The sequence below is a fragment of the Veillonella sp. 3_1_44 genome (assembly GCF_000163715.1).
Classification (GTDB): Bacteria; Bacillota; Negativicutes; order Veillonellales; family Veillonellaceae; genus Veillonella; species Veillonella parvula_A.
The window spans coordinates 268,824-293,560 of the sequence record NZ_GG770200.1 but is presented as its reverse complement, the minus strand read 5'-3'; the positions used below and the strand labels follow the sequence as shown (position 1 = coordinate 293,560).

Genomic DNA, 24,737 nt, shown 5'->3' with positions numbered 1-24,737 from the left:
AACCTAGAGGGCTTTATTATGTGGCGGAGAGGGTGGGATTCGAACCCACGGCCCCTTGCGGAGTCACTGGTTTTCAAGACCAGCTCCTTAAACCACTCGGACACCTCTCCATAACGGTACTATTATATCAAATTGGTCTAATAATAAGCAACAACGTAATACGTAAATAAGCAATAATATAATACATAAGCAAGCAAAAAAGCTGACTTACAGCCAGCTTTTTCATTTGTATTTAACATTTAGTATTGCCCTAATCTATTAGTTATTTGTCATATATGTTAGAATAGGTCTTTTTTCCACATGCCGATGATAGCAATGATAGAACACACCACGGAAATACCTACTACTTCGTAGAATCCATTCGGATCATCCTGGAACGGCAACGCCACATTCGTTCCCCACAGACTGAATATGATTGTGGGCACTGCCAAAGTAATCGTAAGGGCCGCCAACATTTTCATCACCATATTAAGGTTATTTGAGATAATCGATGTAAAGGCGTTCATCATATTCATCAAGATATTAGAATACATTTCAACCATCTCGATGGCCTGTTTATTCTCGATGATAACGTCTTCCAAAAGATCCTCATCCTCTTCATACATTTTAAGCAAATGTCTATAAGTGCTGTGACCACGCAAGCGCAATAGGCGTTCCATAACAGTTCCATTCGTACGCAACGCAGAGGTAAAGTATGTCATGGATTTCTGTAATTCCAATAGTTGGAAGAAGTCTTTATTCTTCGTTGTATGACGCAACTGAACTTCAATATCGTCGGTACGGCGATTAATTTGTTGCAAATAACGTAAGAACAATGTGGCTGTACGGTACAAGATTTGGAACAAGAACCGCGTCTTTTTATATGTATAGAATGTAGACAGTTGGTTTGAAATGAACGGATATAACACCTCGGACTCTTCAAGACATACAGTAATGAAGAAATCAGGCGTCAAAAAAATACCGAGCGGCACCGTGTCGTACATATCATTACCGCGAATCGCAGGAATGTTGATAACCACGAAAATATAATTATCCTCTAATTCCACGTGAGAACGTTCTTCCATATCGAGAGCGGTCTTTAAAACGTCCGTTGGAATTTCCGTCAAAATATTGATGAGGGACAACTCATCGGGGTCTGGGTTCACCAAATTTACCCAAGAACCTTTTGTGGCATCTGATACAGTGCAGTCTGAAACTAACTCTTCTTCTATGTGTTTGTACACCGTGATCATGCTATCCCTCCTTCCAACGAACATATAGTAATCATCTAATAAATTATATACTATTTTATAGCTATTATTCAATTCAATTGTGAAAGTTTTGTTTATGTAGTATATACATAAACCACTTTATGTCTATTAACAATGCACAATTGTATATGTTAAAAGCATCTCAAAACATCCTTTTATCAAATCTACCAAAAAATCTAGCGAGCACATAGATTAATAAAGCTGCTAAACTAAAAAATCCACCAAAAGATTAAACCACTAAAACTTACAGTGAGTAAGTATGCAAACAAATAATCAGCAATATATCATTAGGTTAAATCTTATAAAAATAACCTCTATACTAGCTTATCGCTAATATAGAGGTTATTTGTTTTATCCTACTCTGTCAAATCAGAATCATGTCATTTGTTATATTTCTGCATTAATCTATAAGATTACTTTCACCAAATTAACGGCGCAAGATACGAATAGAGTTCAAAATACAAAGAATGGATACGCCAGTATCACCGAATACCGCCCACCACATGGATGCATAGCCCATAAGGCCTAGCGCCATGATAAGAATTTTAACGGCAATAGCGAATACTACATTTTGCCAAGCAACACGCAATGTTGCTTTGGACAAGTCTAGGATATGTGCAATGGCAGTCAAAGATGGACGCATGAACACAACATCTGCCGCCTCGATAGCCGCATCAGCACCACTACCCATCGCGCCACCTACATCAGCACCTGCAAGTACTGGAGCATCGTTGATGCCATCCCCTACGAACATAGTTGGACCATATTCAGAGCGAATATCTTGTACAACAGACAATTTATCTTGAGGCAACAACTGAGCACGTACAGCACTTACGCCAGTTTCTTTAGCAATGTAATTTGCACTTGCTTCAGCATCACCTGTAAGCATAACAGTTTTAATATCTTGACCATTAAGATTAGCAATCGCTTCAGCAGAGTCTGGGCGAGCTTCATCGGCGATGATGATACGACCTAAGTATGTATTCCCTTCTGCGACAAGAACTTCTGTGCCATATTCAGCAGCTTCTGTTGGATAGCCTTGCACATTATAGCGTTCCATAAGACGACGGTTACCAATAAGTACTTGTTGACCATCTGCCATACCTACCATACCTTCACCAGCTAACTCTTGAACGAAATCAGAAGGTTCCACTGTAAGGCCTTGATCTTTTGCTTCAGACACGATGCTTGTTGCGATTGGATGTGTAGAAACGGCTTCGATAGCTGCCGCCATGGATAACAATTGACTGGAACTTACATGAGAGCCTACAGTTTCTACGCTGTGAACTTTGAACTCACCAGATGTGATAGTACCAGTTTTATCAAGAGCTACTGCTTTCACATTAGCCAACGCCTCGATAACTCGACCACCTTTTAATAAGATACCGTGTTTAGACGCATTGCCGATACCGGAGAAGAATGCAAGTGGCACGCTAAGCACCAATGCACATGGGCAAGAAATAACGAGGAATGTTAAGGCTGTGTAGATCCATTTATGCCATTCACCAGTAATAAGGGATGGGATGATAGCTACAGCCAATGCAAAAGCTACAACGATTGGTGTGTATACGCGAGCAAAACGAGTAATGAAACGGTCGATTTTAGGTTTAGAGGATGCTGCATTTTCCACGGCATCAAGAATTTTAGTAACCATGGATTCTTCAAGAACCTTATCTACACGCATTGTAATGCGACCAGATTCGTTGATACAACCAGACATAAGTTGAGTGCCAGGTACGGCGCGAACAGGTACAGGTTCACCTGTTACAGGTGCTGTATTAACGCGTGTTTCACCTTCAAGCACTGTGCCGTCTAGAGGAATTAAATCGCCAGGACGAACTTCGATAGTCCAGCCTACTTCAACCTTTTCAGGAGCCATAACTACGATTTCACCACCGCAGTCTGTATCTACAACGCGCACCTCTTGAGGACGCATATCGACAGCGTTCATGATTTCTGTACGACTACGATCAGTTGCTTTTTCTTCGAAGAACTCACCAATACGGTAAAACAAGATAACGCCTACTGCCTCAGGCAATGCGTCGATTGCAATGGCGCCCAATGTAGCGATAGACATCAAGAAGTTCTCATCAAATACTTGACCTTTTAAGATATTACGACCTGCGATACGCAATACTGGGAACGCAAGTAAGATATAGGCAATATAGTAAATTGGAGTCTCAATACTCTCTGGCAAGCTGATGGATGGGACAAAGGATGACAAAACTTCATAAAGCATGAATAACAAGCCTGCTACGATGACTGCAATTGTTACAGCATCACTACCGTGGTCGTGATCATGACCATGGTCATCCATAGTCGCTTTAGATTTACGTTCATAATCAGCTACTGTAACGCCCTCTTCGATGGCATCACAAATGTCTTGAATGTCACGTTTAAGAGCTTCGCGGTCTTCCCAAGAGCCGGTTAATTTTAATTGATGTGTAGCAAGTGTGAAATTGGCAGTCTCTACCACATCCATTTTACGGATACGATCTTCAATTTTTGCTGCGCAGTTCGGACAGTTCAAATCCTTCAATAACAATGTTTCTTCCATGATATCTCCTTTGATAATAGTGAAAGCTTCTATCCTGTATTATAAGTTAATTTATTGTCTATTTCTAATACTTATTAGACATATCTTGTTTCATATCTTGTTATATATGTTCCTAAACATTATTCATCAGATATTTTTATTTATATGAATATCTGTTCATATGTTTATATTACATCAAAGGAGATTAAATGTCAATACAAAATCATATTCAATATATATCAAATTTTATTTACTTTAGTTCTAACTATATTCACCTTATATCAAATTTCGTTCTACCAGGAATTTATGTGCTACATCAGCTGGCAGTTGATGTTCCGTTTCAACGGCGTAATTCATCTTCGCCATCTCTTGATCTGTAATCGTATGATTTAAACTTTCTAATACAGGCCGCAGTTCAGGATGAGCAATCAACACTTCGCTACGTACGACATTACCAGCCATATAGGATGGATATAAATGTTTATCATCTTGTAACACCGTAATCGGTGCAATACTTAATTGACCATCAGTCGTGAATATCGGCATTGCATCCACCTCACCACGACTAATAGCCGTATATTTTAGCCCTATATCCATATCTTTAGTAGCTTTAAAGCTCATGCCATACACACGTTGTAATCCAGCATAGCCATCCTCACGACCAAAGAAATCATATTCCCCGCCTAATGTTAGGGATGGTGCTATACGAGCAAGATCGGAATACGTTTTTACACCATAGGTCTGAGCAATCTCATTACGCACTCCTATGCCATAGGTATTATTAAAGCCGTACATGCCCACCCACTCAAAATTATATTTTTCTTTATAGGCCTGTGAAAGCTCATTAAATAGGCTTTCATCATAAGCATCCGTACGTTTCAGCACAGCAGACCAAGCTGTACCAGTATATTCAGGATATATATCAAATTGGCCGGAAAGCATAGCTGGTTGAATATTTGATGTACCACCACCTACACCTTCTGTAACCTCTACGGTTAAATCAGTCTTCTTCTCGATTAACTCTTTTAAAACATTCCCTAAAATAAGCTGTTCCGTCATAGGTTTCGTTGCAATATGAATAACATCGGTCTTCACATGACGGCAATACATAGCCCAGCCACCTATACCCATTGCAATTAGCGTCATAATCGAAACAAATATAATCGTATAACGCTTCATATGAGGGCTAATACGCGTTACTCTTTCACCTAGAGAAAAGAGCGCATCAACAGTAATGGCTAATAGTGCAATCAGTAGACTACCGGCAATCGTCAAAGCACTTTGATTCGTTGTAATGCCCCTATAAATCGCCACACCTAAACCACCAGCACCAATAAAGGATGCAATACCTGTCAAGGCAATGGTCATAACGAGCATAGTCCGTATACCAGCCATAATCGTCGGCATAGCCAAAGGAATCTCTATATTCCACAAACGTTGAATCCGCGTGAGCCCTAATGCAATCCCCGCTTCACACATGGCTTGATCAATCTGGTTAAGACCAGTAAATGTATTTCGTACCATCGGTAATAAAGCATATATAACCAATGCAATGATAGCCGTCGTATTACCAACACCTGATACGTACAACAAAAGGCCTAACATCGATATAGATGGAATTGTATATAGGAAATTAACCACTACCATAACTGGCGCAGCTAGCCGTTTATATTCGTATATAAACACACCCAATAAGCCACCGATGATGGTAGCAATAACAGAAGCTAATACTGAAATTTCTATATGCTCCCATAATAGCTGGAGGAAAAAATCATAGCGATTTATAAGTAATGATATGACATCATGCATTACATACACCGCCTTTCTAAGTCAAAAAACACGAAAAATTATATAGGTATATTAGAGTCAACAAAACTAAAGAAATCTTTATAAAGCTATATTTACCCATGATACTATTGTATACCTAATTATTTCTTAACTCTAGTCTATTTACCATACACAGTAAAAGCCATCATTTATATTTATATATCATACAAGTTTAGCTCTTTAATATATCTGAAAGGAATAACAGTTCCTTGTACAGATAGAATTTGTAATTGCTCACTAATCATATCAACAGCTCCTATAAGTTCCGTATATTTTCGTTTGTTGTAGTAAACGATTCGTACCCACTCCCCACAACGTACAGATTGTAAAACTGTATTTAACTCGTCTATTTGATCCTCTGATAACTCTGCCCGATTTTCTTTTGGCTTTGCTACAGCGGCTAATAACGCTTCAAATCCCCTCAATGCCGCAAAGGGCATAAATTGTTTTGCTCGCTGTAACCGAGACATGCGATGTTTCATTAATGTATACCTCCCCTTACGCGACTAATGTATTTCCAATGTATCCATTATAATATCTATTCCCCATTATGACCGCCTACCAAGGTATTTCTAAAGCGCATGGTTCCTTCCTCTTGTAAGCTCGATGCACGCAAAATAGAATTCTTACCAAACTGTTTCTTAATGGATAGCATAGCCTCTTGTACCTGTCGCTCTTTTTCCTCTTCATTTGTAGTAAGAGTGCTAAATAGGTCCACCTCTTGAGGTATGGCGGATCGATTGACTAAATCCTCAAAGCTGATTCCTATGCGACGGATGAGCTCATTTTTACGGCAATGCTGCTCGTATAATTTAATAACTGCCGCCGTTAACACCTGCAAAGAGTCAGTGTACTGCTTAAGCTTTTTAGAACCTCCTGTAGAGCGCATCATTTCATCAGCATAGCCGATATGAACGTGAATATGGTTCGTAACCCCTTTGATTTGTAAAAGCTCTAATACCAAGGACTCTACCATTTCGCGCATAGGCACGTATGCCTCTTCATAGGTATAATTACGCAACAAAATCTGACTGTGCGAGATAGAGTGCTTAATAGGTCGATACGCATGGATATCCGCAATCGTACAAGGCTCACGGCCCCAAGCATGGTCAATGATGAGCTCTGCATTAATGCCAAACTCCTTGTACAACTTCGTCTCTGGAATCATAGTAATACCATGTAAGTCATAAGCACCATACTTATGCAAACGATTAGCTATGCCCTTACCAATCTGCCATATATCGGTCAAAGGCTGATGATACCAGATTGTCTCTTTAAAAAGGCTTTCATCAAGATAGCCTATAAAATCAGACGCATGTTTCGCCAAAATATCAAGGGCAATCTTAGCAAGAAACAAATTTGTTCCGATTCCAACGGTGGCATAAATCTTCGTTGCCACTAGCACCGCATCAAGCAACATCTGCGCCAACTGACGAGGCGTCTTTTTATATAGTGGTAAATAGGGCGTAATATCGATGAAATACTCGTCGATAGAGTACACATGCACATCTTCGGGCGCCACATACTTGAGCAAGGTTCCATAAATCTCAGCAGACACCTGCATATACCGCTTCATATGTGGCTTCACCGTCAAATACTCAATATACGGTGGAATCTGAAATAATCGGCTGCGATTTTTAACACCTAACTTTTTTAAGGCAGGAGAAATAGCCAACGTAATAGCCCCCTTGCCACGAGAACCATCGGCCACCACCAGAGGCGTCATAAACGGATCCAGTCCTAAATCGGCGCATTCTACAGACGCGTAAAAACACTTCAAATCAATACACATATACAGCCGATCCGTATCAGCTGAACCCATACAAACACCTCCCTAAACCGCTAAACAAGTAGCTTTTACAAAAATTAAGAACACAAGAATTTGTATGACTAGTATAACAAAAAAACAAAGTATTTTCAAACATATGTTTGTTTTTATATTTAAAAAGAAAGGACTATACTTATGCAGCGACATCAGGTCACGAGGAGCAAAGAAGTATAGTCCTTTCTTTTTAATTAAAATGTAGCTATGTCACGGGGCCCCATCAATATAGGCCCCCCCACAATAGCTTTCATTATTGTTCCGGCCCTAGGTCTCGGAATTCTACGTCTCTAAATTGTGTTAATTCCCCAACGAATTGGAGTTCCACGGTACCGATGGATCCATTACGGTGTTTACGAATGAGGACTTCTGCATTGTCCCCTTTTTCAGAGTTTTCATCGTAATATTTATCGCGGTACAAGAAGATAACAATATCCGCATCCTGCTCAAGGGAGCCAGATTCACGAAGGTCCGAAAGCACAGGCCGTTTATCTGGTCTGCTTTCAACACTACGAGACAACTGCGATAAAGCGATAACCGGCACGTTAAATTCACGAGCAATCAATTTAAGATTACGAGAGATTTCGGACACCTCTTGTTGACGGTTTTCGCTACCCTTACCAGCATTTCGACCTTGCATCAACTGAATATAATCGACGATAACGAGATCGAGGCCATGTTCAACCTTGAGACGGCGCAACTTAGAGCGCATATCTTGTACGGTAAGGCCCGGCGTATCATCGATAAATAGCTTGGATTTGCTCATGCGGTCCGCTGCGGCAATGACCTTTTCCCAGTCAGCAGGATCCATATTCGCACGGCGCAGTTTTTCAGAGCTCACACCTGCCACGGAGGACAAAATACGACCAACGAGCTGTTCCTTACCCATTTCCAAGGAGAAGAACGCCACCGTCTTGTCATACAACATCGTTACGTTTTGAGCAATGTTCAAGGTGAAAGCTGTTTTCCCCATCGCAGGACGAGCTGCTACGAGGATGAGGTCAGATTTTTGTAAGCCATTAAAAATATGGTCTACATCTTTAAAGCCTGTTGGCACGCCTGTAATAGCGCCATCATGCTGTTGCAATGCATTAAGTTTATCTAAATTAGATAAAACCACTTCCCCAATGGCAGCAAAGGATGATTCAGACTGGGTTTGACCGCTTACGTCTAATACCATTTGCTCTGCCTTGTTAAGGATAGCCGTCGGCTCATCTTCGCCAGCATACGTCATGCCAACGATTTTATTTCCTGCATCGATGAGGCGCCGCAACTGAGCTTTCTCGCTGATGATTTTCGCATGTTCCTCAACATTGTAGGAAACAGATTCATTCGCAAGAGATGTAATATAAGCAAGACCACCTACCGCATCGAGGCGCTTACGACGATCTAGCTCTTCACCAACGGTAATAAAGTCAGCTGTCTTATTGGCATGCACGATTTCTAAAATGGCATCGTAAATAATACGATGTGCATCGCGGTAAAAATCTTCAGATTTAAGAATACTTGTCACCGTATCTACAACGGCGCCCATATTGGATCCATTAGTTAATAAAGCCCCCAAAACGGCCTTTTCCGCATCTAGATTATGCGGTGGAATGCGTACATCCATGATAATCCCCTTCACACAACCACTATGGATAAAAGAATTCACCATACTCCAAGAGCATGGTGAATACTATTATTCGGCTACTACATTAACCTTGATAGTACTTGTAATTTCAGGATGAACACGAACTAGTACGTCATGTACGCCCAATGTTTTCAATGGTTCTTTGATTTCGATTTTCTTTTTATCGATATCTACTTTATATTGAGCTTTAGCAGCATCGGAAATATCTTTAGCAGTAACAGAGCCGAATACGCGGCCTTCTTCGCCCATGCGAACTTTTACAGTTACTTCAACCTTAGTCAATTGAGCTGCCAAGATCTTAGCTTCGTCATTTGCAACGGCTTTATTATGAGCAATGGATTCTTGTTTTTGTTTCGCATTATTTACGTTAGTTGCTGTACCTTCAAGGCCGAGACCTTTCTTGATCAACACGTTACGGCCATATGCGTCACTAACTTCAACGATTTCGCCTTTTTTACCAACTTTTTTAACGTCTTCTAACAATACTACTTTCATTGTTATTCCTCCTCTTGTTCTGCGGAATGAAGCGCCTCAAGAGCATGCTCCAAAATGGCCTGCTTCGCTTCCTCTATGGTCATACCTTGTAATTGAGCACCAGCCACAGTTCTGTGACCGCCACCACCCAAGGCTTCCATTACAACTTGTACGTTTACCTTACCTTTGGATCGAGCACTAACGCCGATACCGCCATCATTTAGGGAATATAATACAAAGGCAGCTTCAATATCTTCATTACTGATGAGCATGTCCGCACTTTGTGCAGCCAACGCCATCATATCCTTCAAGCCTTCAGGCGCTACGGAAATAGCAATCCCTTCAGTACGACTTGCTTCAAATACCATTTTAGCACGCAATTGGATAGAATCGAAAGTTTCAATAAACAATTGTTTGACTCTGTCGATATCCGCCCCTGCACGACGCAAAAATGCTGCAGCCTCAAAGGTTCGTGCCCCAGTTTGTTGAACAAAGTTCTTCGTATCTAATACGATACCTGCATAAATACCTGTAGCTTCCGCTTTTGAAAGCTTCACAGGAACGCCTGCATATTGTACAAGCTCTGTTACGAGTTCAGATGTGGACGATGCAGTTGGTTCCAAATAGGTAAGCAATGGATTTTCCACAAAGTCCGCTGCGCGACGGTGATGGTCGATAACGATGCGTCGTTCAGAAATTTCAAGCGCCTCTTGAGCCGCTACCATTTCCTGACGATGCGTATCACACACGACAGTGAGCGTATTCGCATCTACCCATACTCTTGCAGCTTCTGCAGTAATAATATTCTCTTTCCAGAACTCTGACTTGTTAAGAACATTCACCATTTTATCGATGGCGCTAGTTTCTTTTGAAAGCGCAATGCGCACGTCTTTACCAAGTGCTCGAGCAATGGCGGCTACACCGATAATGCCACCTAAGGCATCATAATCTTCGCGCTGATGCCCCATGATAAGAATCTTATCAGAATCAATCATAAGCTCATGTATTGCTTGAGATACAACACGAGCACGAACGCGCGTATTCTTCTCAACGCCTGCCGTATTGCCACCAAAGAAACGTGTACTTTCACCATCCATAATGCACACTTGGTCACCACCGCGACCTAAGGCGATATCTAAGGCTGCACGAGCACGACCAGATACATCTTTCACAGAACCTACATTTTCACTAATACCAATAGAAATCGTAGCTGGAACTTGACGCGGAGATGGTACTTTACGAATTCGTTCGAGCACTTTAAAACCATCTTCCTCCATTTCATGAAGCGCACCACGAGAAATGGCAAAGGTATACATATCATCTTGGAAGTTACGAATAAAACCTTCGTAGCGGTCGATTTCATCCATAATGATATTATTTATATCTGTCCAAATACTAGTATACTCACGATCACTAAGACCTTTTGTCAATTCTTCGAGATTATCGATTTGAATCATACCCCATACAGGCTGTCCCTCTTCGGCTTTAATACGGGCTTTTTCTAGGTCAGTAATGTCCTTAAAGTACAATGCCATCACTGCATGTTCCGCCAGTTCATCTTCACTATCAATATCTGATCGCGTATCCCGAGGATCGATAAATTTATAAATAATTTGGAAGTATCGATTTTCATATTTTTCCGTCATATATCCGGACTTACCCCAGATTTTATCGATACGGAAACCAGGCAACAAAGCAGACATTTTTTGGAGCTTATTCCAGTCCACCTTAACCCAATCAGCAAAAACACTATTATTCCACACCAATGTGCCTTGTTTATTAACAAGAACAATCCCCATTGGCAAATTTTGTAAAGCAAAGTTAGAAGCTTGTGTGACGTTTTTCATCATCGCACTAAACTGTTCTCTTGCTAACCGACGCCGGTTATGAAGGGTATTATAATTAACCAAATACGCCGCTACTACAATGATTAATGCTAAAATCGCAATAGCCCAATTTAAATAGGCCAGCAATAATAACAATAATACGAGAACGGCAACAATGGTAATTTCTAAACCTTTCCATCTCCGTTGAAAGGATTTCATAACGGCCTCCTTTCTATTATGAGCTACGTTTTTCGAAACGTGCTCTCATATCTAAAAACATATCAAAAACACCATATATAACGAGTGCCAATGGACTCATTACATATAAAAAAGCTATAATAGCAAATTTAAAAATACCTGCTAAATTATAGGATTTCATGATGGATAATAAGCATGTAATGCCATTAAGTCCACAAATCATAGCACCAAATAAAGCGAGGTTAAGGCCTACATCAGCAAGAATACTTTCAGTATAGCCAAGATATGGCCCAGCATAAGCAAGGATTATACCAACCGCTAGTACACCAGCCCCCCAAAGTGGCATGCGCCACGTATCCATTGTTGGTAACGTACGCATCACACTATTTGTGCGGCGACCGATATACGATACAAGCTTAGCCAAGATATAAATCACTATTGCATTCGCTGCAAACCAATAGGCTAGAAGCATTCGTTTCACTTGCTGAAATGCAAAATCTAAACGGTTAATATATGCATCCATCTGTTCTTGTGTCATAGATTGCTGCTTTACAGACTCAATTATAGCATTCTTAAGATCTACATCGATCATTCGACTAATCTGAGATAAGTCAAAAGATGTGAGGCCTGCAGAAATTAAAATTCCTATAAGGCTCGTTAAAGTAAGTGCAATAGCAGGTATAACGATGAGCTTACCAAAGGACCAATTCGCTCTGAAAGCTTCTCCGAGGAAAATACTCGGCAAAGAATATGCCAAAATAGTAGCCATTGCCATTAATGGTCCTACTAAAAGCGAAACGAGGACAAAAGCTACCACTGACGCGGCACAACTATATCGGCTACCCCAGCGAATGCCAATCAGTGCAATCCCAGAAGGTGCAACCAAGGTGGCAAGCAAACTAAGGAAGGGCACTGTCGATCCTACTATAGTTAACATAACAACAATGGTCGATACAAAGGCAGTTTCCACCATCGCTCTTGTATTTGTTTTATTCATAAATCACCATTCTTACATAAGAAGATATATTAATTGGTATCTTTTAATTATAACAGTTTAAAAAGGTAACTTCAAATACCCCATGTGGTAGATAATTGCGATAGTAGTGCTATTAATGGTAGTTTTTATTGCTCTTTTAAAATGTCAAAAGTACCACACCATGAGGTGCGGTACTTTTCTGTATTATATAAGATTATACGTCTTGAATAATCGGCAAGATCATAGGACGACGACGGGTTTTATCATAGAAGAATTTACCCAATGCGTCACGTACGTTTTGCTTAATGGTTGTCCAGTCTTTGATGCGTTGCATTTCGCAATCTTCAAGAACTTGTTCTACACGGCGCTCCGCAGTAAGCATGAGTTCTTCTGCGTCACGAACGTATACGAAACCACGAGATACGAGATCTGGACCAGCTACGATAGTACCGGAAGCTTTGTCCATCGCCATAACAACGATAACCATACCTTCTTGTGCCAATTGTTGACGGTCGCGGATAACGATATTACCTACGTCACCAACGCCAAGGCCATCAACGAAGATAGCGCCAGCTTGTACGCGGCCACCTTTACGACCACCATCTTTATCGAATTCAAAGATTTGACCATTATCGCCGATAAGAACTTTCTTAGGATCTACGCCCATGGCCACACCAAGTTCACCATGACGACGCAACATACGGTACTCACCATGAACTGGGATAAAGTATTCTGGACGAACAAGGTTAAGCATTGTTTTAAGCTCTTCTTGGCTCGCATGACCAGATACGTGGATACCACGGTCTTTACCATATACCACATTACAACCTAAACGAAGCAAGTTATCGATAGTTCTACCTACAGCACCTTCGTTGCCTGGAATTGGTGTAGCAGAAATGATAACAGTATCATTCGGTGCCAATTCTACAGTACGATGATTGCTTGTAGCCATACGGGACAAGCCTGCCATCGGTTCACCTTGAGAACCAGTCGTTAAGATCATGATTTGGTCATCTGTGTAGTTGTGCATTACATCTACGTCGATAATTGTATTTGGTGGAATATTCAAGTATCCGCGCTCTTGGGCAATCTCTGTAACATTGACCATGCTGCGGCCCATAACTACAACCTTACGGTTGAACATAACCGCCGCATCAATAGCTTGTTGGATACGGGATACGTTGGATGCGAATGTTGCCAAAACAACGCGACCTTTTGCTTCTCCAACAGCTTGTTTAATCGCAGGACCTACAGAACTTTCAGAACCAGTAGTACCTGGTTTTTCTACATTTGTAGAGTCCGATAATAGCGCTAATACGCCTTTGTTACCGAGCTCAGCAAATTTGTGCATATCCATCAAACGGCCATCAACTGGGGTTTGGTCAATTTTAAAGTCCCCTGTATGAAGAACCGTCCCGATTGGTGTATTAAAGTATACAGCGCAGGAGTCAGGAATGGAATGATTTGTTTGGATGAAACCAACAGTCACTTGACCAATTTGAACTTCATCGCCGGCAGCAATCGTACGCAGACATTTTGGAGATACCTTATGTTCTTTAAACTTGCCTTCGATTAATCCACAAACGAGGTTTGTTGCGTATACTGGGCAACTAATTTCTTTCATAAGGTACGCCAAAGAACCGATATGGTCCTCATGACCATGAGTAATTACGACAGCTTTCACGCGGTCTTTATTCTCGATGATATAGCTCATATCAGGAATAACGATATCTACGCCAAGCATATCTTCACTAGGGAATGCAAGCCCTGAATCAAGAACGATGATTTCGTCCTCGTATTGGAAGATGGTCATATTTTTACCAATTTCACCAAGACCACCTAGTGGGATGATTTGGAATTTGCCCTTGTTGGCGCCATTTGGCGTACGACCAACTAATTCCACTTGTTCCTCTTGATTATTCCAACCTGTAGAGCGGTTATTTGGGCGGTTATTGTTGCGGTTCTGACCATTTTGACCATTACGACCATTATTAGTACGCGTATTACGTGTATTTTCACCACGCGGTGCACGAGTTTGGCGAGTTTTGCGTTCTTGACCTTCACCTTGCTCAGCATTGCGACGTGTATTTGTACGGCGAGTCGTATTAGTACGGCCACCATTCGCACTTGTGCGAGTATTTGTAGAACGGCGTTGGCGTGTTGAACCTTCACCTTCACCAGCTGTTTGTTGGCGCGTACGACCTTCGCCAGCAGGGCGGCGTGTATTTGTACGGCGACGCGTTTGTTTTTGCTCGCCTTCAGCCACAGCTGTAAGAGTAGCGTTTTTTGCTACTGTCGGTTCTGCTTTCACTTGCGCAGTAACCTGATTATCTGTTGTATTCACAGTTCCTCCTAAAATTTTGTTCATTAATTTATTTAACATAGTTTTTCTCACCTATCACTTGAATTGATCTATGCCACGAGGAAATGTCACACAAAGAAAAAGGCGCTATTATACTAGCGTCTCGTCAAATGGGCGCAAAAATGCGCTATCAAATTTTGCCGTTCCTAGTTTGTGTGCCATTTGCCGTAGCAAATGAGTATAGTGCACTATCAGATGCTTCAACCGCAAGAGACTTCTGTTTTTATCTCAATCCAATACACAGTGCAATATAGTCCGATCTGTTTTGATGAAAGCCTCACTTTCATACGTTGTGCTCATTATAACATAAAAATAACATAAACAAAAGAGTTCTACGCTTGATTCATTAAAAGTAACATAAAATTTTACTGCTACTTAAAAGGGCGGCTCAAACCGAACCGCCCCAAAGCATTTCATTATTTATCATCTGGTATACTTTTATAAAAGCCTTCAATATGCATTCAGCAGCAATGCAACGAAAATTCGAGTAGTGAAAGCGCTGCTCGTAGGCGATACCTTCATAATAGATGCCAACCGTTTGTCAATGACGATGTTCCTCAACGCCTCACCATATTGATTGGCCTATAGCTTTAGCAAAACCTTCACGGTATAAATTAGCCCCACCGTTAGCCGGATGTCTAAGGCCGATGGCTGAAAGGCCGAATCGCCCCATCGTGTCCGCCGATTTTTGACCGACAGCGAGCACGAGCGGCTTCGGTCCACCTAATTCGGTATGCAATGCCAGCAGTCTTTTCGTATATTCCCAGCCCAGCTGCTGCTCCGACTCGGTCGGTGTCCGATTAGTGAGCGGTTCGTCCGCCTTATGAGGATGAAAGGGAAATATATTCCACAACAGTGCATCGTACGGATCGATTCCCTGTTCAATGATGGCACTCCATACTACTGTATCCGTAGGTTCGTTGAACCCTTGTTCCTGTTGAGTCCGTTTCAGCATTGGACTCATAGGGGAGCTAGTTCTTTGTAATGTAACAGGCGTTATCTGATGCGCCCGAATCGTTTTATGCTTATCCAACAACATGCGTTCACAAGTAATGGCAATGCCCGAAAAGCGCCCACCTTGATATCCGACAGCCTCTGCCACCACAAAGATTTTGGAGCGTCCCAACCGCGGCAACAAATACGCCATCAAATTATTACGACGCACCTGAGCCGCATCATAGCCAGGTCGAACAATTTCAAGGTCAGTATTCACCTCACCCCACGGATTGTGAACAAGCTCGCCCCTATATTGACCGAGCCAATCTACAAACTGCTGTACTTTTGCAATCTGATTCGTATCAAACGAGGCTATATATTCATCAAAAGACAGCGTTTTTTCTTCCTCTGGTGCAAATAAGGACATAGGATTTCCCCCAATTTATACTACCGAACCATATAATTAATAATGCTGTATATCATGATTATCAAGCTTTTATATACTGTATTTATACACTAAAACCTATAGTAATACAATCCATATATTACGATGCCCAATCATGATATGTGATACTATATCCGATAATCACGCACTACATAAAATGTATACTGTTACTGTATTCATAATAGCACCTATTTCTGAAAGTTTGATGCAAAATTAATACTCAAATATATCTACATGCAACATCACAATTATATATAAAACTCGATTTTGTCTTCTTTGGCGAGTTGGAATTGTTCAAATATGTGGTTTCGAATATTGACGAAGGATGCGGAGGTCCGGTCCGTCCTATCGATGAGATTGACGGGAATAATGGTTTGCACCCGTCCCGGATTAGCAGCGAGCACTACGACGCGATCCGCAAGAACCACCGCCTCTTCGATATCATGCGTAACGAATACGACCGTTTTACCCTCTTCACGGCAGATACGGGAGATTTCATCCTGTAAATTGATGCGTGTCAACGCATCGAGGGCCCCTAGCGGTTCATCCATGAAGATAATATCCGGATCGACCGCCAGCGCCCGCGCAATGGATACACGTTGCTGCATCCCACCGGACAACTCCGCCGGATAGCGATTGCGCGCATGGTCGAGCCCCACCATTTTCACGTATTTGTCGATGATAGCAGGTCTCTCTTCCTTAGGCACATTCTTACTTTCAAGACCCAGTTCAATATTGCTTTCCACCGTTCGCCACGGCAACAGTCCGTAATTTTGAAAGACCGTTACATACCGCAGTTGAGGTGCTTTCACCTCCGCGCCGTCGATGATAACGGAGCCCGAAGTAACGAGCTCAAAGCCTGCCATAGCATTTAAAAGCGTACTTTTACCTGACCCAGAAGGACCTAAGAGACAAATAAATTCACCTCGTTCAATGTCCAGATTAATATTTTCAAGGATGGTGAGCGATTCTCCATCTTTCATAAATTCCTTGTGTGCATTGCGCACCGAAATATAACCCATGTGTCCACCTCCTATTTCTCAATGCCCCAACGTCTATAAATCCATTTTTCAATGAGGGACACGCCCCAATCGAGCAAAAGTCCCACAAAGCCAATTGTCAAAATCGCCACCATCAGAAGATCGTTACGCAAATTATTCCGCATATCGATGATGAGGAATCCAAGCCCCGTCTGGGAACCTACCATTTCCCCCGTCACCAGGAAGATCCACGCCGTTCCGAGCGCGATGTGAAGTCCCGATGCAATACCGGGAAACACGGCGGGCAATACAATTTTAAATAACAGTTCCGGCTGCTTGATACCAAAATTTCGAGCCACCTTGATGTATACGGGGTCGATATTCTGAATCGCGGACACCGTGGACAATAAAACCGGGAAAAATGCCGCGATAAAGATGATGACGATGGCCGGCGCCTGTCCGATACCAAAGAACAGTACGATAAACGGCAACCATGCCACCGGTGAAATGGGACGAATCACCTGAACGATGGGATTGATATAATTCCAAATGCCCTTATACCAGCCTAAAATAAGTCCTAAAAACACGCCGGCTACGACGGAAATGATATAGCCTATGAAAAAGCGCACCAAACTGTCCGCAATATCCTTGAACAATACGCCGTCCCCGATGAGTTCTCCGAAGCCGAGCAGCACCTTGTACGGCGTCGGCAACAAGGCTTCGTTAAATCCGCCGATGCGGACAACCAGCTCCCAAATCAGCCAGACCGCGATGAACGCGCCCGGCACATATGTGTATTTCTTCATGGTCTACCCCCTATGGCAATAGCGATGTATCTACAAACTCCGAATAACTCGGCACCTTTTTAATCAAATCGACATGGGTCATGTGATGCACGAGCGCCTTATAACGATCCTCGGTGAGGGCCAAATCTCCAAACCCAATTACTTGCAAGGAACGCTCGATAACAGGATCCTTAAATTTCATATATTTCAAGGCAATCTCCTTTTGCGCCTCCGGATGCTCGTCTAAATATGTACCTGCATCGAGATAAGCTTTTGTGAAAGCCTTCGCCAAATCGTGGTGTTCATCGACGAATTGACCGTTGAACACGAGGGCGCAACAGATATTGTCATGCCATAAGTGATCAGGGTCTTCAAAGACCTTCCCAGCTCCCATTTCTATAGCAAGAGAACCAAATGGCTCCGCCACGCTATAGCCAGCGATTTGACCGACCGACAATGCGGACGGCATTTCAGGAGGGCTCATCTCCACTATCTGTACGTCCTTCTCGCTAAGACCTGCCCGTTCAAGCATGAGGTCTACGAGGATTTTTTGAGTTGATTGCTTATGAGGGATAGCAAAGGATTTACCTTTCAAATCCTGTACAGAGTTAATATCGTTATTTACAACGATAATGTTGCCTTCCGTATGACCTAATGCCGCCGCGCGCACATCTATGCCCTGTTCACGAGCCTTTACGCCGAGCTCAACGAGAACGGCTGCAGCGTCTACTTTACCGGTGTTGAGCGCATCCATGAGTTCCGGCCAGGAACCGTATTTAACAAGCTCTACATGAACGGGACCATCTGCTGTCTCCAGTTCCTTCATAGCAAATACGGGTAGCGCATGCGTAATCGGTAAATACGCAACGCGCACGGTTTTTAATTCTTGGGCGGTCTTTGGTTTACTGTGTTCATGATAACCATACGCTAGCCCACTTACTATCAACAGCACGATAGCAATGAATAGATACCAAAATTTCTTCATAATGTCCCCTCTTTCTACCTCACAACAAGGGGCGTTTATGACTCATATCATTTTCCGCATTTTTCTATACCTTAGATGAAATCAGGCTTTAGAACACCTCGTCTTCTAAACTTAATATAACCTACTATATCAATATGTATTAATTATGTCAATAAATCATATTAATATTATAGGTATTATTATTTAGGTGTGAAAAACATCAATATAAAAAAAAAGATAACACCCATTCAAATAGGCATTTCACTAAGAAGGCAAGAATAGATAATATGTAGTGAGTCAACGCCAGTAAACTCTCAGATACCATAAAGCTACAAGTATCTAATTAACAAAAAACAGGTAGTATTCGTTGTGATATATACCTCTTTTACTAGGCAACCAGTAAATGGGGTACATATCATTGGATACTACCTGTTTGTAATATTTATTAAGTTTTCACTATTATTTGAATAGAGTCTTTTTATTTAATACGTAAACTTCTGATGTACCCGCTTCACTAGATTCAGATACATATGGATAAATAGAAGACTGACGGAAATGCTTAATTTCCCCTTTAGGAACGATTAACATAAGTGGCTTACCAGATTCGATAGTCTTGTTAAATTCCTCTTCACTTACTTGTTCCATAAGATATTTCTTCTGCCATTCAGCGCTACGTTTTTTTAATTTATCTCGATCATCCCAGCGACTTTCATCACCATTAATTTTAATAACCTTATGACCTGTATAGTACACAACAGCCGTACTATAGCCGTTATAGTAATAGACATCCCCTTCATAGGAGTCTACCACTGGTACAACGTCAATATTACTACGCTGCTTAACGAATGGCTCTAAGCCTTCCATAACAACTACAGAAGATATAACCATCGTGCCAAGAACAATGATCGTTACTAAACGATATCCTCTTCTCGTATACCACGCATAAAGCATGAGCAATGCCGCAGTAGCAACCACTACATAAAGCAAGAAATAGAAGCCCCATGGCGCGAAGAAAGAACCTGCTACATAAGCAATCCACAAAAGTAACGTCGGCCCCATAATAATCCATTTTAAGGCTCTAGATTTGCCTTTGCGAATAAGCTTCATAACGCCCAAAGCACCGATAGCACTAAATGGGACTAAGCTAACAAAGGTATATAGAGGGTATTTTGTTGCCATCAAGGTGTAGAATAGCACAATTCCAACACCCCAAGTCATATTATAGATAAACCCTGTATGACGTTGTTTAAAGCCATCGATTATACCGTAAATAACAGCACCCGTCCACGGCATAGAAGCACCAAGGAAGATAGCGAGATAATACCACCACACATTATCTTCCGGATGTTCCGACTGAGTAGCACGAGTCACATTGTGAAGTCCTAAGAAGCCATTGATAAAGTCTTGACCATGAACGCTATACATGTACACATACCACGGCAAACAAACTACACAAAAAGCTAAAATGCCACGCCAATCGAAGATGGCTTTCACCATAGACCAAGAACGATTAATACCTGCAAAAACAAGCAGAATCATACCAGGCAACACAATGGCTACCGGGCCTTTAGTGAGTACGCCTAACGCAGCAAATACATAGGCTACAATCATGGCATACGGTTTCTGTTCCACCAGTCCCTTGTAGGAGTAAATCATGACCATCAATGTCGTATAAAGGAGCACCATATCCGTAATAACGCCATGAGCTACGGTCCAGAACATAAGAGATGTGCCCAGAACGGATGCCCCAATGAGACCAAGCGCCCACTTACCGCTCATGGTACGCGTAGATTGATACATGGTCGCCACCGACAAAGCACCGAAAATAGCACTCGGTAGGCGCACCACCCAATCAGCAATTCCAAAAATTTTAAAGCCAAGAGCAATGAGCCAATAAATCATGATGGGTTTATCGTACCAATAAGTACCATAAATCTGCGGAGATAGCCAATCACCTGAAAGAACCATTTCCTTTGCCGTTAACGCATAATTAGATTCAACGGGATCTGTAACAGGCAACATATTATTGCCAAACATATAAAACACTAGCCACACAATAAATACGACTGGTGTTAATCGAGAGAGTTTCATAAGGGCCTCCTTATCGACGATTACGATAGTATCTAAAGCCCAGTACTACAGCTATAATGACAAATACAACGATCATAACAATCAAGAACTCATGATTGTACTCGATAAGGTCTTGCCAATTTTCACCAAGTACCTTACCTAAGTAAACGAGCAAAATCGTCCAAGGAATCGTACCGAGTACCGTCCAGATGATGAAATGCCACATGGGATAGCGTGCCATTCCTGCAGGGAAGGAGATAAAGGTACGAACACCAGGTAAAAGTCGACCAAAAAATACAGCTACACCGCCATATTTATTAAACATCTTTTCTGCCAGTTCAAATTTATGTTCATTAAAGAATATATATTTACCATATTTCAATAATAAAGGGCGCCCACCATGCTCACCCATCCAGTAGGATACTATAGAACCAACAATACCTGCTAAGATACCTACCACCATTGTTGTATGCATATCAAATATGCCTTGAGCTATTAAATACCCCGCAAAACCAAGTACGATTTCACTTGGAATAGGCACATTAGCATTTTCTAGAACCATTGCAATAAACATGGCCGTATAGCCATATGTTTCCATAAACGAAATAATATATTCCACTATTTTACCTCATTAAAAATCCCCATCCGGGTTCTATAATGTACTTATGCTTGTACATCATTTCGTGAAAATTTCACCCAACCATTTGGTACACCATATATTTTACCATAATAAAGAGACCCTCACCACAGGTGGGGCCTCTTTAAGGTATAAACAGTATGCAATTTTCGCAATAGCTTTTTTGCTATTGTGTACCTCTCAGTAAAAACAGCTAACAATTAACTGGCTATACGATACCTAATCTTCTCTGTTTAAGCAAGACCATATGGTACACATATAGGACATGTTTCTTCACTGCGAGGGCTTTGTAAAATATCCGCTTTAATACCGAACCACTCTGCTAAATTCTCTGGGGTCATCATCATATGCGGAGTTCCATCACCTACAATAGCTCCCTCTTTAATAGCAATAATGCGGTCACTATAGCGCAAAGCTAGATTCAAATCATGGAGCACCATAACGACCATAATATTTCGTTCCCGCTGTGTGCGTTTAACTAGCTCCATCAACTCAATTTGATGTCGACTATCGAGATAGGTAGTCGGTTCATCGAGGAGTAAAATATTCGGTTCTTGCGCCAAACTTAATGAAAGCCATACGCGCTGCCGTTCACCGCCGGATAGTTCCCCTATTTGCCGATACCGATATTTCCATACATCTGTGCATTTCATCGCCTTCTCCACAGCAGCTAAATCCGCATCAGATAGTTCCTTAAAAATCGATACATACGGATTTCGTCCGGATCGAACCAACTGCTCAACTAACATTCCTTCAGGGGCGGTCGTAATTTGCGGTAACAAAGCTATATGACGCGCTAATTCCTTTGTATTCCACGAATGTAAAGATTTTCCATCTAACGATATAGTCCCTTGTTTTATCTTGATAAGCCGCGCCAAAGCTTTCAAAAACGTTGATTTTCCCGAACCATTTGGACCAATGATAGATATTATTTCCGGTTTATCAAAGACGATAGATTGATTCTCCAGTATCAATCGTTTCCCATAGCCTACCGTTATATTATCGACTGTTAACACACTCATCTTCGCCCCACCCCTTTCAATAGATACAAGAAGAATGGAGCACCCAAGAAGCTCATCAGTACGCCTACAGGGATTTCACCAGGCGCAATCATCATGCGCGCCAAAGTATCGGCATAAACAATTAATATGCCACCAAAAACCATAGACGTAGGAATCAAATAACGATAATCCACACCTACAATGAGACGCGCCACATGAGGCACGATAAGGCCTACAAAGCCCAACATTCCCGACACGCTCACCGCTGATGCGGCTAGCAAAGAGGCTAATACGAGCAACGAGAGTCGACATCTTTCAACATGCACACCTAAAGTGCGCGCCGTATCATCGCCTAAACTAAGCAATGTAAGCCATCTGATAGATATCATAGATCCAATAATTCCTATAGCCGTATAAGGCCAGATCATCATTACATCGTCCCAGCTACGCCCTACAAAACCACCTGCCATCCAGCTCACCGTTCCTTGAACACGATCCGGATAAAACACAGACAGAATCGTATTAAATCCGCCGAAAAAAGCAGCTACTGCCACACCGGCCAAGATAAGGCGCAACGGATTGAGCCCACCTTGCCAAGAAATCCCATAAACCAAAAACGATGCCACTAACGCACCAACAAAAGCGCCAATAGGAACAAGCATAACGTAAGTAGGCATGAGAATCATGATAATCATAGCCGCCAAAGCACCGCCAGAGGTAATGCCGATAATTCCGGGATCCGCCAAAGGATTTCGCAAGATACCTTGTAAAATTACACCGGCTAAGGCAAGATTCATGCCTGCTAAAAAGCCCACTACAACACGTGGTAAGCGTATAGTCATGATAATTTGACCAATTTTCGATGTGTCGCCACCCGTTATGATTTGGTATAATTCGCCCCAAGTTAATGGAACGGCGCCCAGTTTCATACTCAGCAACACCCCTGCTATTAACAGAATCAGCGCAGCCACAAAAACGCGTAAGCCACGAAGTTCCTGCACATTAATGAGATTGTCCATATAACACCTTTTCCGCATATAATAACACTTGATCCATTCGAGCGGTCGGCACCGACGCAAACAAAGGACCCGGCAAGACCTCTATATTCCCATTAGCAACAGCAGGTACATTCTGCCATGCCGGCGTTTTAAAAGCCTTTTTAAAAGCTGCTATATCTTTCTCACCGCTACTGCCATGATTAATCAAGATAACCTTGTCACAATCAAGAACGGCCATCGTCTCCAGATTAAGCGGAATATATCCATCCAAAGCATTCTCCGATACATCCTGCGGCAAATATACATCAGCCACATTTTTTGCCCCTAATCTTTGGAGAATATCTCCCACATATGTTTTACTGGAGGCTAGTTGGTAACTCGTAGGTGTCCCAAAAACGATGAGGACACGCGGTGCAGACTCATCTTTATGACGCTGTATGATTTCCGTTAGGATATCATTATATTTCTGGACCAACGCAGCCGCCTCCCTATCATGACCAGTCATGGTACCCACATGTCGAATATGGTCCATGATGTCATCATAATTGGAGGATAAGTGGTAAAAGCTAGGAATATGATTCGCATTAAAAGCTTTGCGCAACGCCGTTTGAAACGGCATGGCAATGCCGATAACGAGATTCGGGTCGGACATAATAATTCGTTCAATACTTGGAGATACAGCACTATTCATATTCGGATACTGTGCAATTTTAGCCTGCACCTCTGTCGGTAACTCCCTTGAATTTACTACGCCTACGGGGCTAACACCTAAAGTGATAAGCAATTCACTATCCGCCGAAGAAATAGATACTACACGACTTGCTATGTTTGGCAACGACACAATTTGCTTCGTATCATCTTCAATCTGAATAGCACCTGCCTCACTGAATACCTCTCGCTTGCCTTCAAAACTTATACCCGTAGTGAAAGCCCCCACAACGGCAACAATACCCAATAAACATAATAATGGCTTATTGATAATGATCACCTCGCAGATAACTTATGCAAGCTAAACCT

General features: G+C 41.9%; 19 protein-coding genes, 1 tRNA gene and 1 pseudogene. All 21 read right to left on the bottom strand.

The features are described 5' to 3' along the window. Positions 1-21: 21 nt before the first annotated feature. A tRNA-Ser gene (locus HMPREF0873_RS05015) sits at positions 22-110 on the bottom strand. A 168-nt stretch (positions 111-278) separates the two neighbouring features. Next, entirely contained in the window at positions 279-1,232 is a 954-nt protein-coding gene (locus HMPREF0873_RS05010) for a magnesium transporter CorA family protein (protein ID WP_004694714.1), read from the bottom strand. A gap of 445 nt (positions 1,233-1,677) precedes the next feature. Continuing rightward, on the bottom strand, positions 1,678-3,807 hold the full coding sequence (locus tag HMPREF0873_RS05005; RefSeq protein WP_008714779.1) for a heavy metal translocating P-type ATPase: 2,130 nt from the start codon (positions 3,805-3,807) through the stop codon (positions 1,678-1,680). 255 nt (positions 3,808-4,062) lie between these two features. Continuing rightward, a complete protein-coding gene (locus HMPREF0873_RS05000) occupies positions 4,063-5,595 on the bottom strand; it encodes a glycine betaine ABC transporter substrate-binding protein (protein WP_038125667.1) in 1,533 nt (510 codons plus the stop codon). A gap of 173 nt (positions 5,596-5,768) precedes the next feature. After that, entirely contained in the window at positions 5,769-6,095 is a 327-nt protein-coding gene (locus tag HMPREF0873_RS04995; RefSeq protein ID WP_004694706.1) for a YolD-like family protein, read from the bottom strand. Between the two features lie 56 nt (positions 6,096-6,151). Further along, the gene (locus HMPREF0873_RS04990) at positions 6,152-7,435 is read right to left on the bottom strand and encodes a DNA repair protein (protein ID WP_004694705.1); all 1,284 of its coding nucleotides are present in this window, start codon (positions 7,433-7,435) and stop codon (positions 6,152-6,154) included. 253 nt (positions 7,436-7,688) lie between these two features. Continuing rightward, positions 7,689-9,047 (bottom strand): replicative DNA helicase, encoded by a 1,359-nt coding sequence (dnaB, locus tag HMPREF0873_RS04985; protein WP_008714774.1) that lies wholly within the window; start codon positions 9,045-9,047, stop codon positions 7,689-7,691. A gap of 69 nt (positions 9,048-9,116) precedes the next feature. Beyond that, positions 9,117-9,563, bottom strand: coding sequence for a 50S ribosomal protein L9 (gene rplI, locus HMPREF0873_RS04980; protein WP_004694699.1), 447 nt, complete (start codon positions 9,561-9,563; stop codon positions 9,117-9,119). A gap of 2 nt (positions 9,564-9,565) precedes the next feature. Next, entirely contained in the window at positions 9,566-11,587 is a 2,022-nt protein-coding gene (locus HMPREF0873_RS04975; protein ID WP_008714773.1) for a DHH family phosphoesterase, read from the bottom strand. A gap of 16 nt (positions 11,588-11,603) precedes the next feature. Further along, on the bottom strand, positions 11,604-12,563 hold the full coding sequence (locus HMPREF0873_RS04970) for a DUF2232 domain-containing protein (protein WP_008714772.1): 960 nt from the start codon (positions 12,561-12,563) through the stop codon (positions 11,604-11,606). A gap of 193 nt (positions 12,564-12,756) precedes the next feature. Next, on the bottom strand, positions 12,757-14,925 hold the full coding sequence (locus tag HMPREF0873_RS04965) for a ribonuclease J (protein ID WP_083788810.1): 2,169 nt from the start codon (positions 14,923-14,925) through the stop codon (positions 12,757-12,759). A gap of 435 nt (positions 14,926-15,360) precedes the next feature. Beyond that, a pseudogene (locus HMPREF0873_RS10140) lies at positions 15,361-15,486 on the bottom strand (DUF805 domain-containing protein); the annotation flags it as partial. Beyond that, positions 15,470-16,267 carry a uracil-DNA glycosylase gene (locus HMPREF0873_RS04960; RefSeq protein WP_038125666.1) on the bottom strand — a complete coding sequence of 266 codons (798 nt, stop codon included), beginning with the start codon at positions 16,265-16,267 and terminating at the stop codon, positions 15,470-15,472. The gene HMPREF0873_RS04960 and the pseudogene HMPREF0873_RS10140, both read right to left, overlap by 17 nt. Before the next feature lie 266 nt (positions 16,268-16,533). Further along, on the bottom strand, positions 16,534-17,307 hold the full coding sequence (locus tag HMPREF0873_RS04955; RefSeq protein WP_038125665.1) for an ABC transporter ATP-binding protein: 774 nt from the start codon (positions 17,305-17,307) through the stop codon (positions 16,534-16,536). An 11-nt stretch (positions 17,308-17,318) separates the two neighbouring features. Continuing rightward, positions 17,319-18,071: an ABC transporter permease gene (locus HMPREF0873_RS04950; protein WP_038125664.1), complete on the bottom strand. Its 753-nt coding sequence runs from the start codon at positions 18,069-18,071 to the stop codon at positions 17,319-17,321. A gap of 10 nt (positions 18,072-18,081) precedes the next feature. Then, positions 18,082-19,035 carry an ABC transporter substrate-binding protein gene (locus HMPREF0873_RS04945; RefSeq protein ID WP_008714768.1) on the bottom strand — a complete coding sequence of 318 codons (954 nt, stop codon included), beginning with the start codon at positions 19,033-19,035 and terminating at the stop codon, positions 18,082-18,084. 438 nt (positions 19,036-19,473) lie between these two features. Beyond that, complete coding sequence (locus HMPREF0873_RS04940) at positions 19,474-21,105, bottom strand: glycosyltransferase family 39 protein (RefSeq protein WP_008714767.1); 1,632 nt, start codon at positions 21,103-21,105, stop codon at positions 19,474-19,476. A gap of 10 nt (positions 21,106-21,115) precedes the next feature. Beyond that, complete coding sequence (locus HMPREF0873_RS04935; protein WP_008602158.1) at positions 21,116-21,703, bottom strand: DedA family protein; 588 nt, start codon at positions 21,701-21,703, stop codon at positions 21,116-21,118. 251 nt (positions 21,704-21,954) lie between these two features. Then, positions 21,955-22,743 (bottom strand): ABC transporter ATP-binding protein, encoded by a 789-nt coding sequence (locus tag HMPREF0873_RS04930; RefSeq protein ID WP_008714766.1) that lies wholly within the window; start codon positions 22,741-22,743, stop codon positions 21,955-21,957. Further along, on the bottom strand, positions 22,740-23,741 hold the full coding sequence (locus HMPREF0873_RS04925; protein WP_008714765.1) for an iron ABC transporter permease: 1,002 nt from the start codon (positions 23,739-23,741) through the stop codon (positions 22,740-22,742). The genes HMPREF0873_RS04930 and HMPREF0873_RS04925 overlap by 4 nt, the downstream gene beginning before the upstream one ends. Beyond that, positions 23,725-24,708 carry an ABC transporter substrate-binding protein gene (locus HMPREF0873_RS04920; protein WP_008714764.1) on the bottom strand — a complete coding sequence of 328 codons (984 nt, stop codon included), beginning with the start codon at positions 24,706-24,708 and terminating at the stop codon, positions 23,725-23,727. Before HMPREF0873_RS04920 ends, HMPREF0873_RS04925 begins: the two co-directional genes overlap by 17 nt. Between the last annotated feature and the right edge of the window lie 29 nt (positions 24,709-24,737).

Coding starts and splice junctions, on each gene's coding strand:
- HMPREF0873_RS05010 (WP_004694714.1), bottom strand. CDS start 1,232: ATGATCACGGTGTACAAACACATAGAAGAAGAGTTAGTTTCAGACTGC.
- HMPREF0873_RS05005 (WP_008714779.1), bottom strand. CDS start 3,807: ATGGAAGAAACATTGTTATTGAAGGATTTGAACTGTCCGAACTGCGCA.
- HMPREF0873_RS05000 (WP_038125667.1), bottom strand. CDS start 5,595: ATGCATGATGTCATATCATTACTTATAAATCGCTATGATTTTTTCCTC.
- HMPREF0873_RS04995 (WP_004694706.1), bottom strand. CDS start 6,095: ATGAAACATCGCATGTCTCGGTTACAGCGAGCAAAACAATTTATGCCC.
- HMPREF0873_RS04990 (WP_004694705.1), bottom strand. CDS start 7,435: ATGGGTTCAGCTGATACGGATCGGCTGTATATGTGTATTGATTTGAAG.
- dnaB (WP_008714774.1), bottom strand. CDS start 9,047: ATGGATGTACGCATTCCACCGCATAATCTAGATGCGGAAAAGGCCGTT.
- rplI (WP_004694699.1), bottom strand. CDS start 9,563: ATGAAAGTAGTATTGTTAGAAGACGTTAAAAAAGTTGGTAAAAAAGGC.
- HMPREF0873_RS04975 (WP_008714773.1), bottom strand. CDS start 11,587: ATGAAATCCTTTCAACGGAGATGGAAAGGTTTAGAAATTACCATTGTT.
- HMPREF0873_RS04970 (WP_008714772.1), bottom strand. CDS start 12,563: ATGAATAAAACAAATACAAGAGCGATGGTGGAAACTGCCTTTGTATCG.
- HMPREF0873_RS04965 (WP_083788810.1), bottom strand. CDS start 14,925: ATGTTAAATAAATTAATGAACAAAATTTTAGGAGGAACTGTGAATACA.
- HMPREF0873_RS04960 (WP_038125666.1), bottom strand. CDS start 16,267: ATGTCCTTATTTGCACCAGAGGAAGAAAAAACGCTGTCTTTTGATGAA.
- HMPREF0873_RS04955 (WP_038125665.1), bottom strand. CDS start 17,307: ATGGGTTATATTTCGGTGCGCAATGCACACAAGGAATTTATGAAAGAT.
- HMPREF0873_RS04950 (WP_038125664.1), bottom strand. CDS start 18,071: ATGAAGAAATACACATATGTGCCGGGCGCGTTCATCGCGGTCTGGCTG.
- HMPREF0873_RS04945 (WP_008714768.1), bottom strand. CDS start 19,035: ATGAAGAAATTTTGGTATCTATTCATTGCTATCGTGCTGTTGATAGTA.
- HMPREF0873_RS04940 (WP_008714767.1), bottom strand. CDS start 21,105: ATGAAACTCTCTCGATTAACACCAGTCGTATTTATTGTGTGGCTAGTG.
- HMPREF0873_RS04930 (WP_008714766.1), bottom strand. CDS start 22,743: ATGAGTGTGTTAACAGTCGATAATATAACGGTAGGCTATGGGAAACGA.
- HMPREF0873_RS04925 (WP_008714765.1), bottom strand. CDS start 23,741: ATGGACAATCTCATTAATGTGCAGGAACTTCGTGGCTTACGCGTTTTT.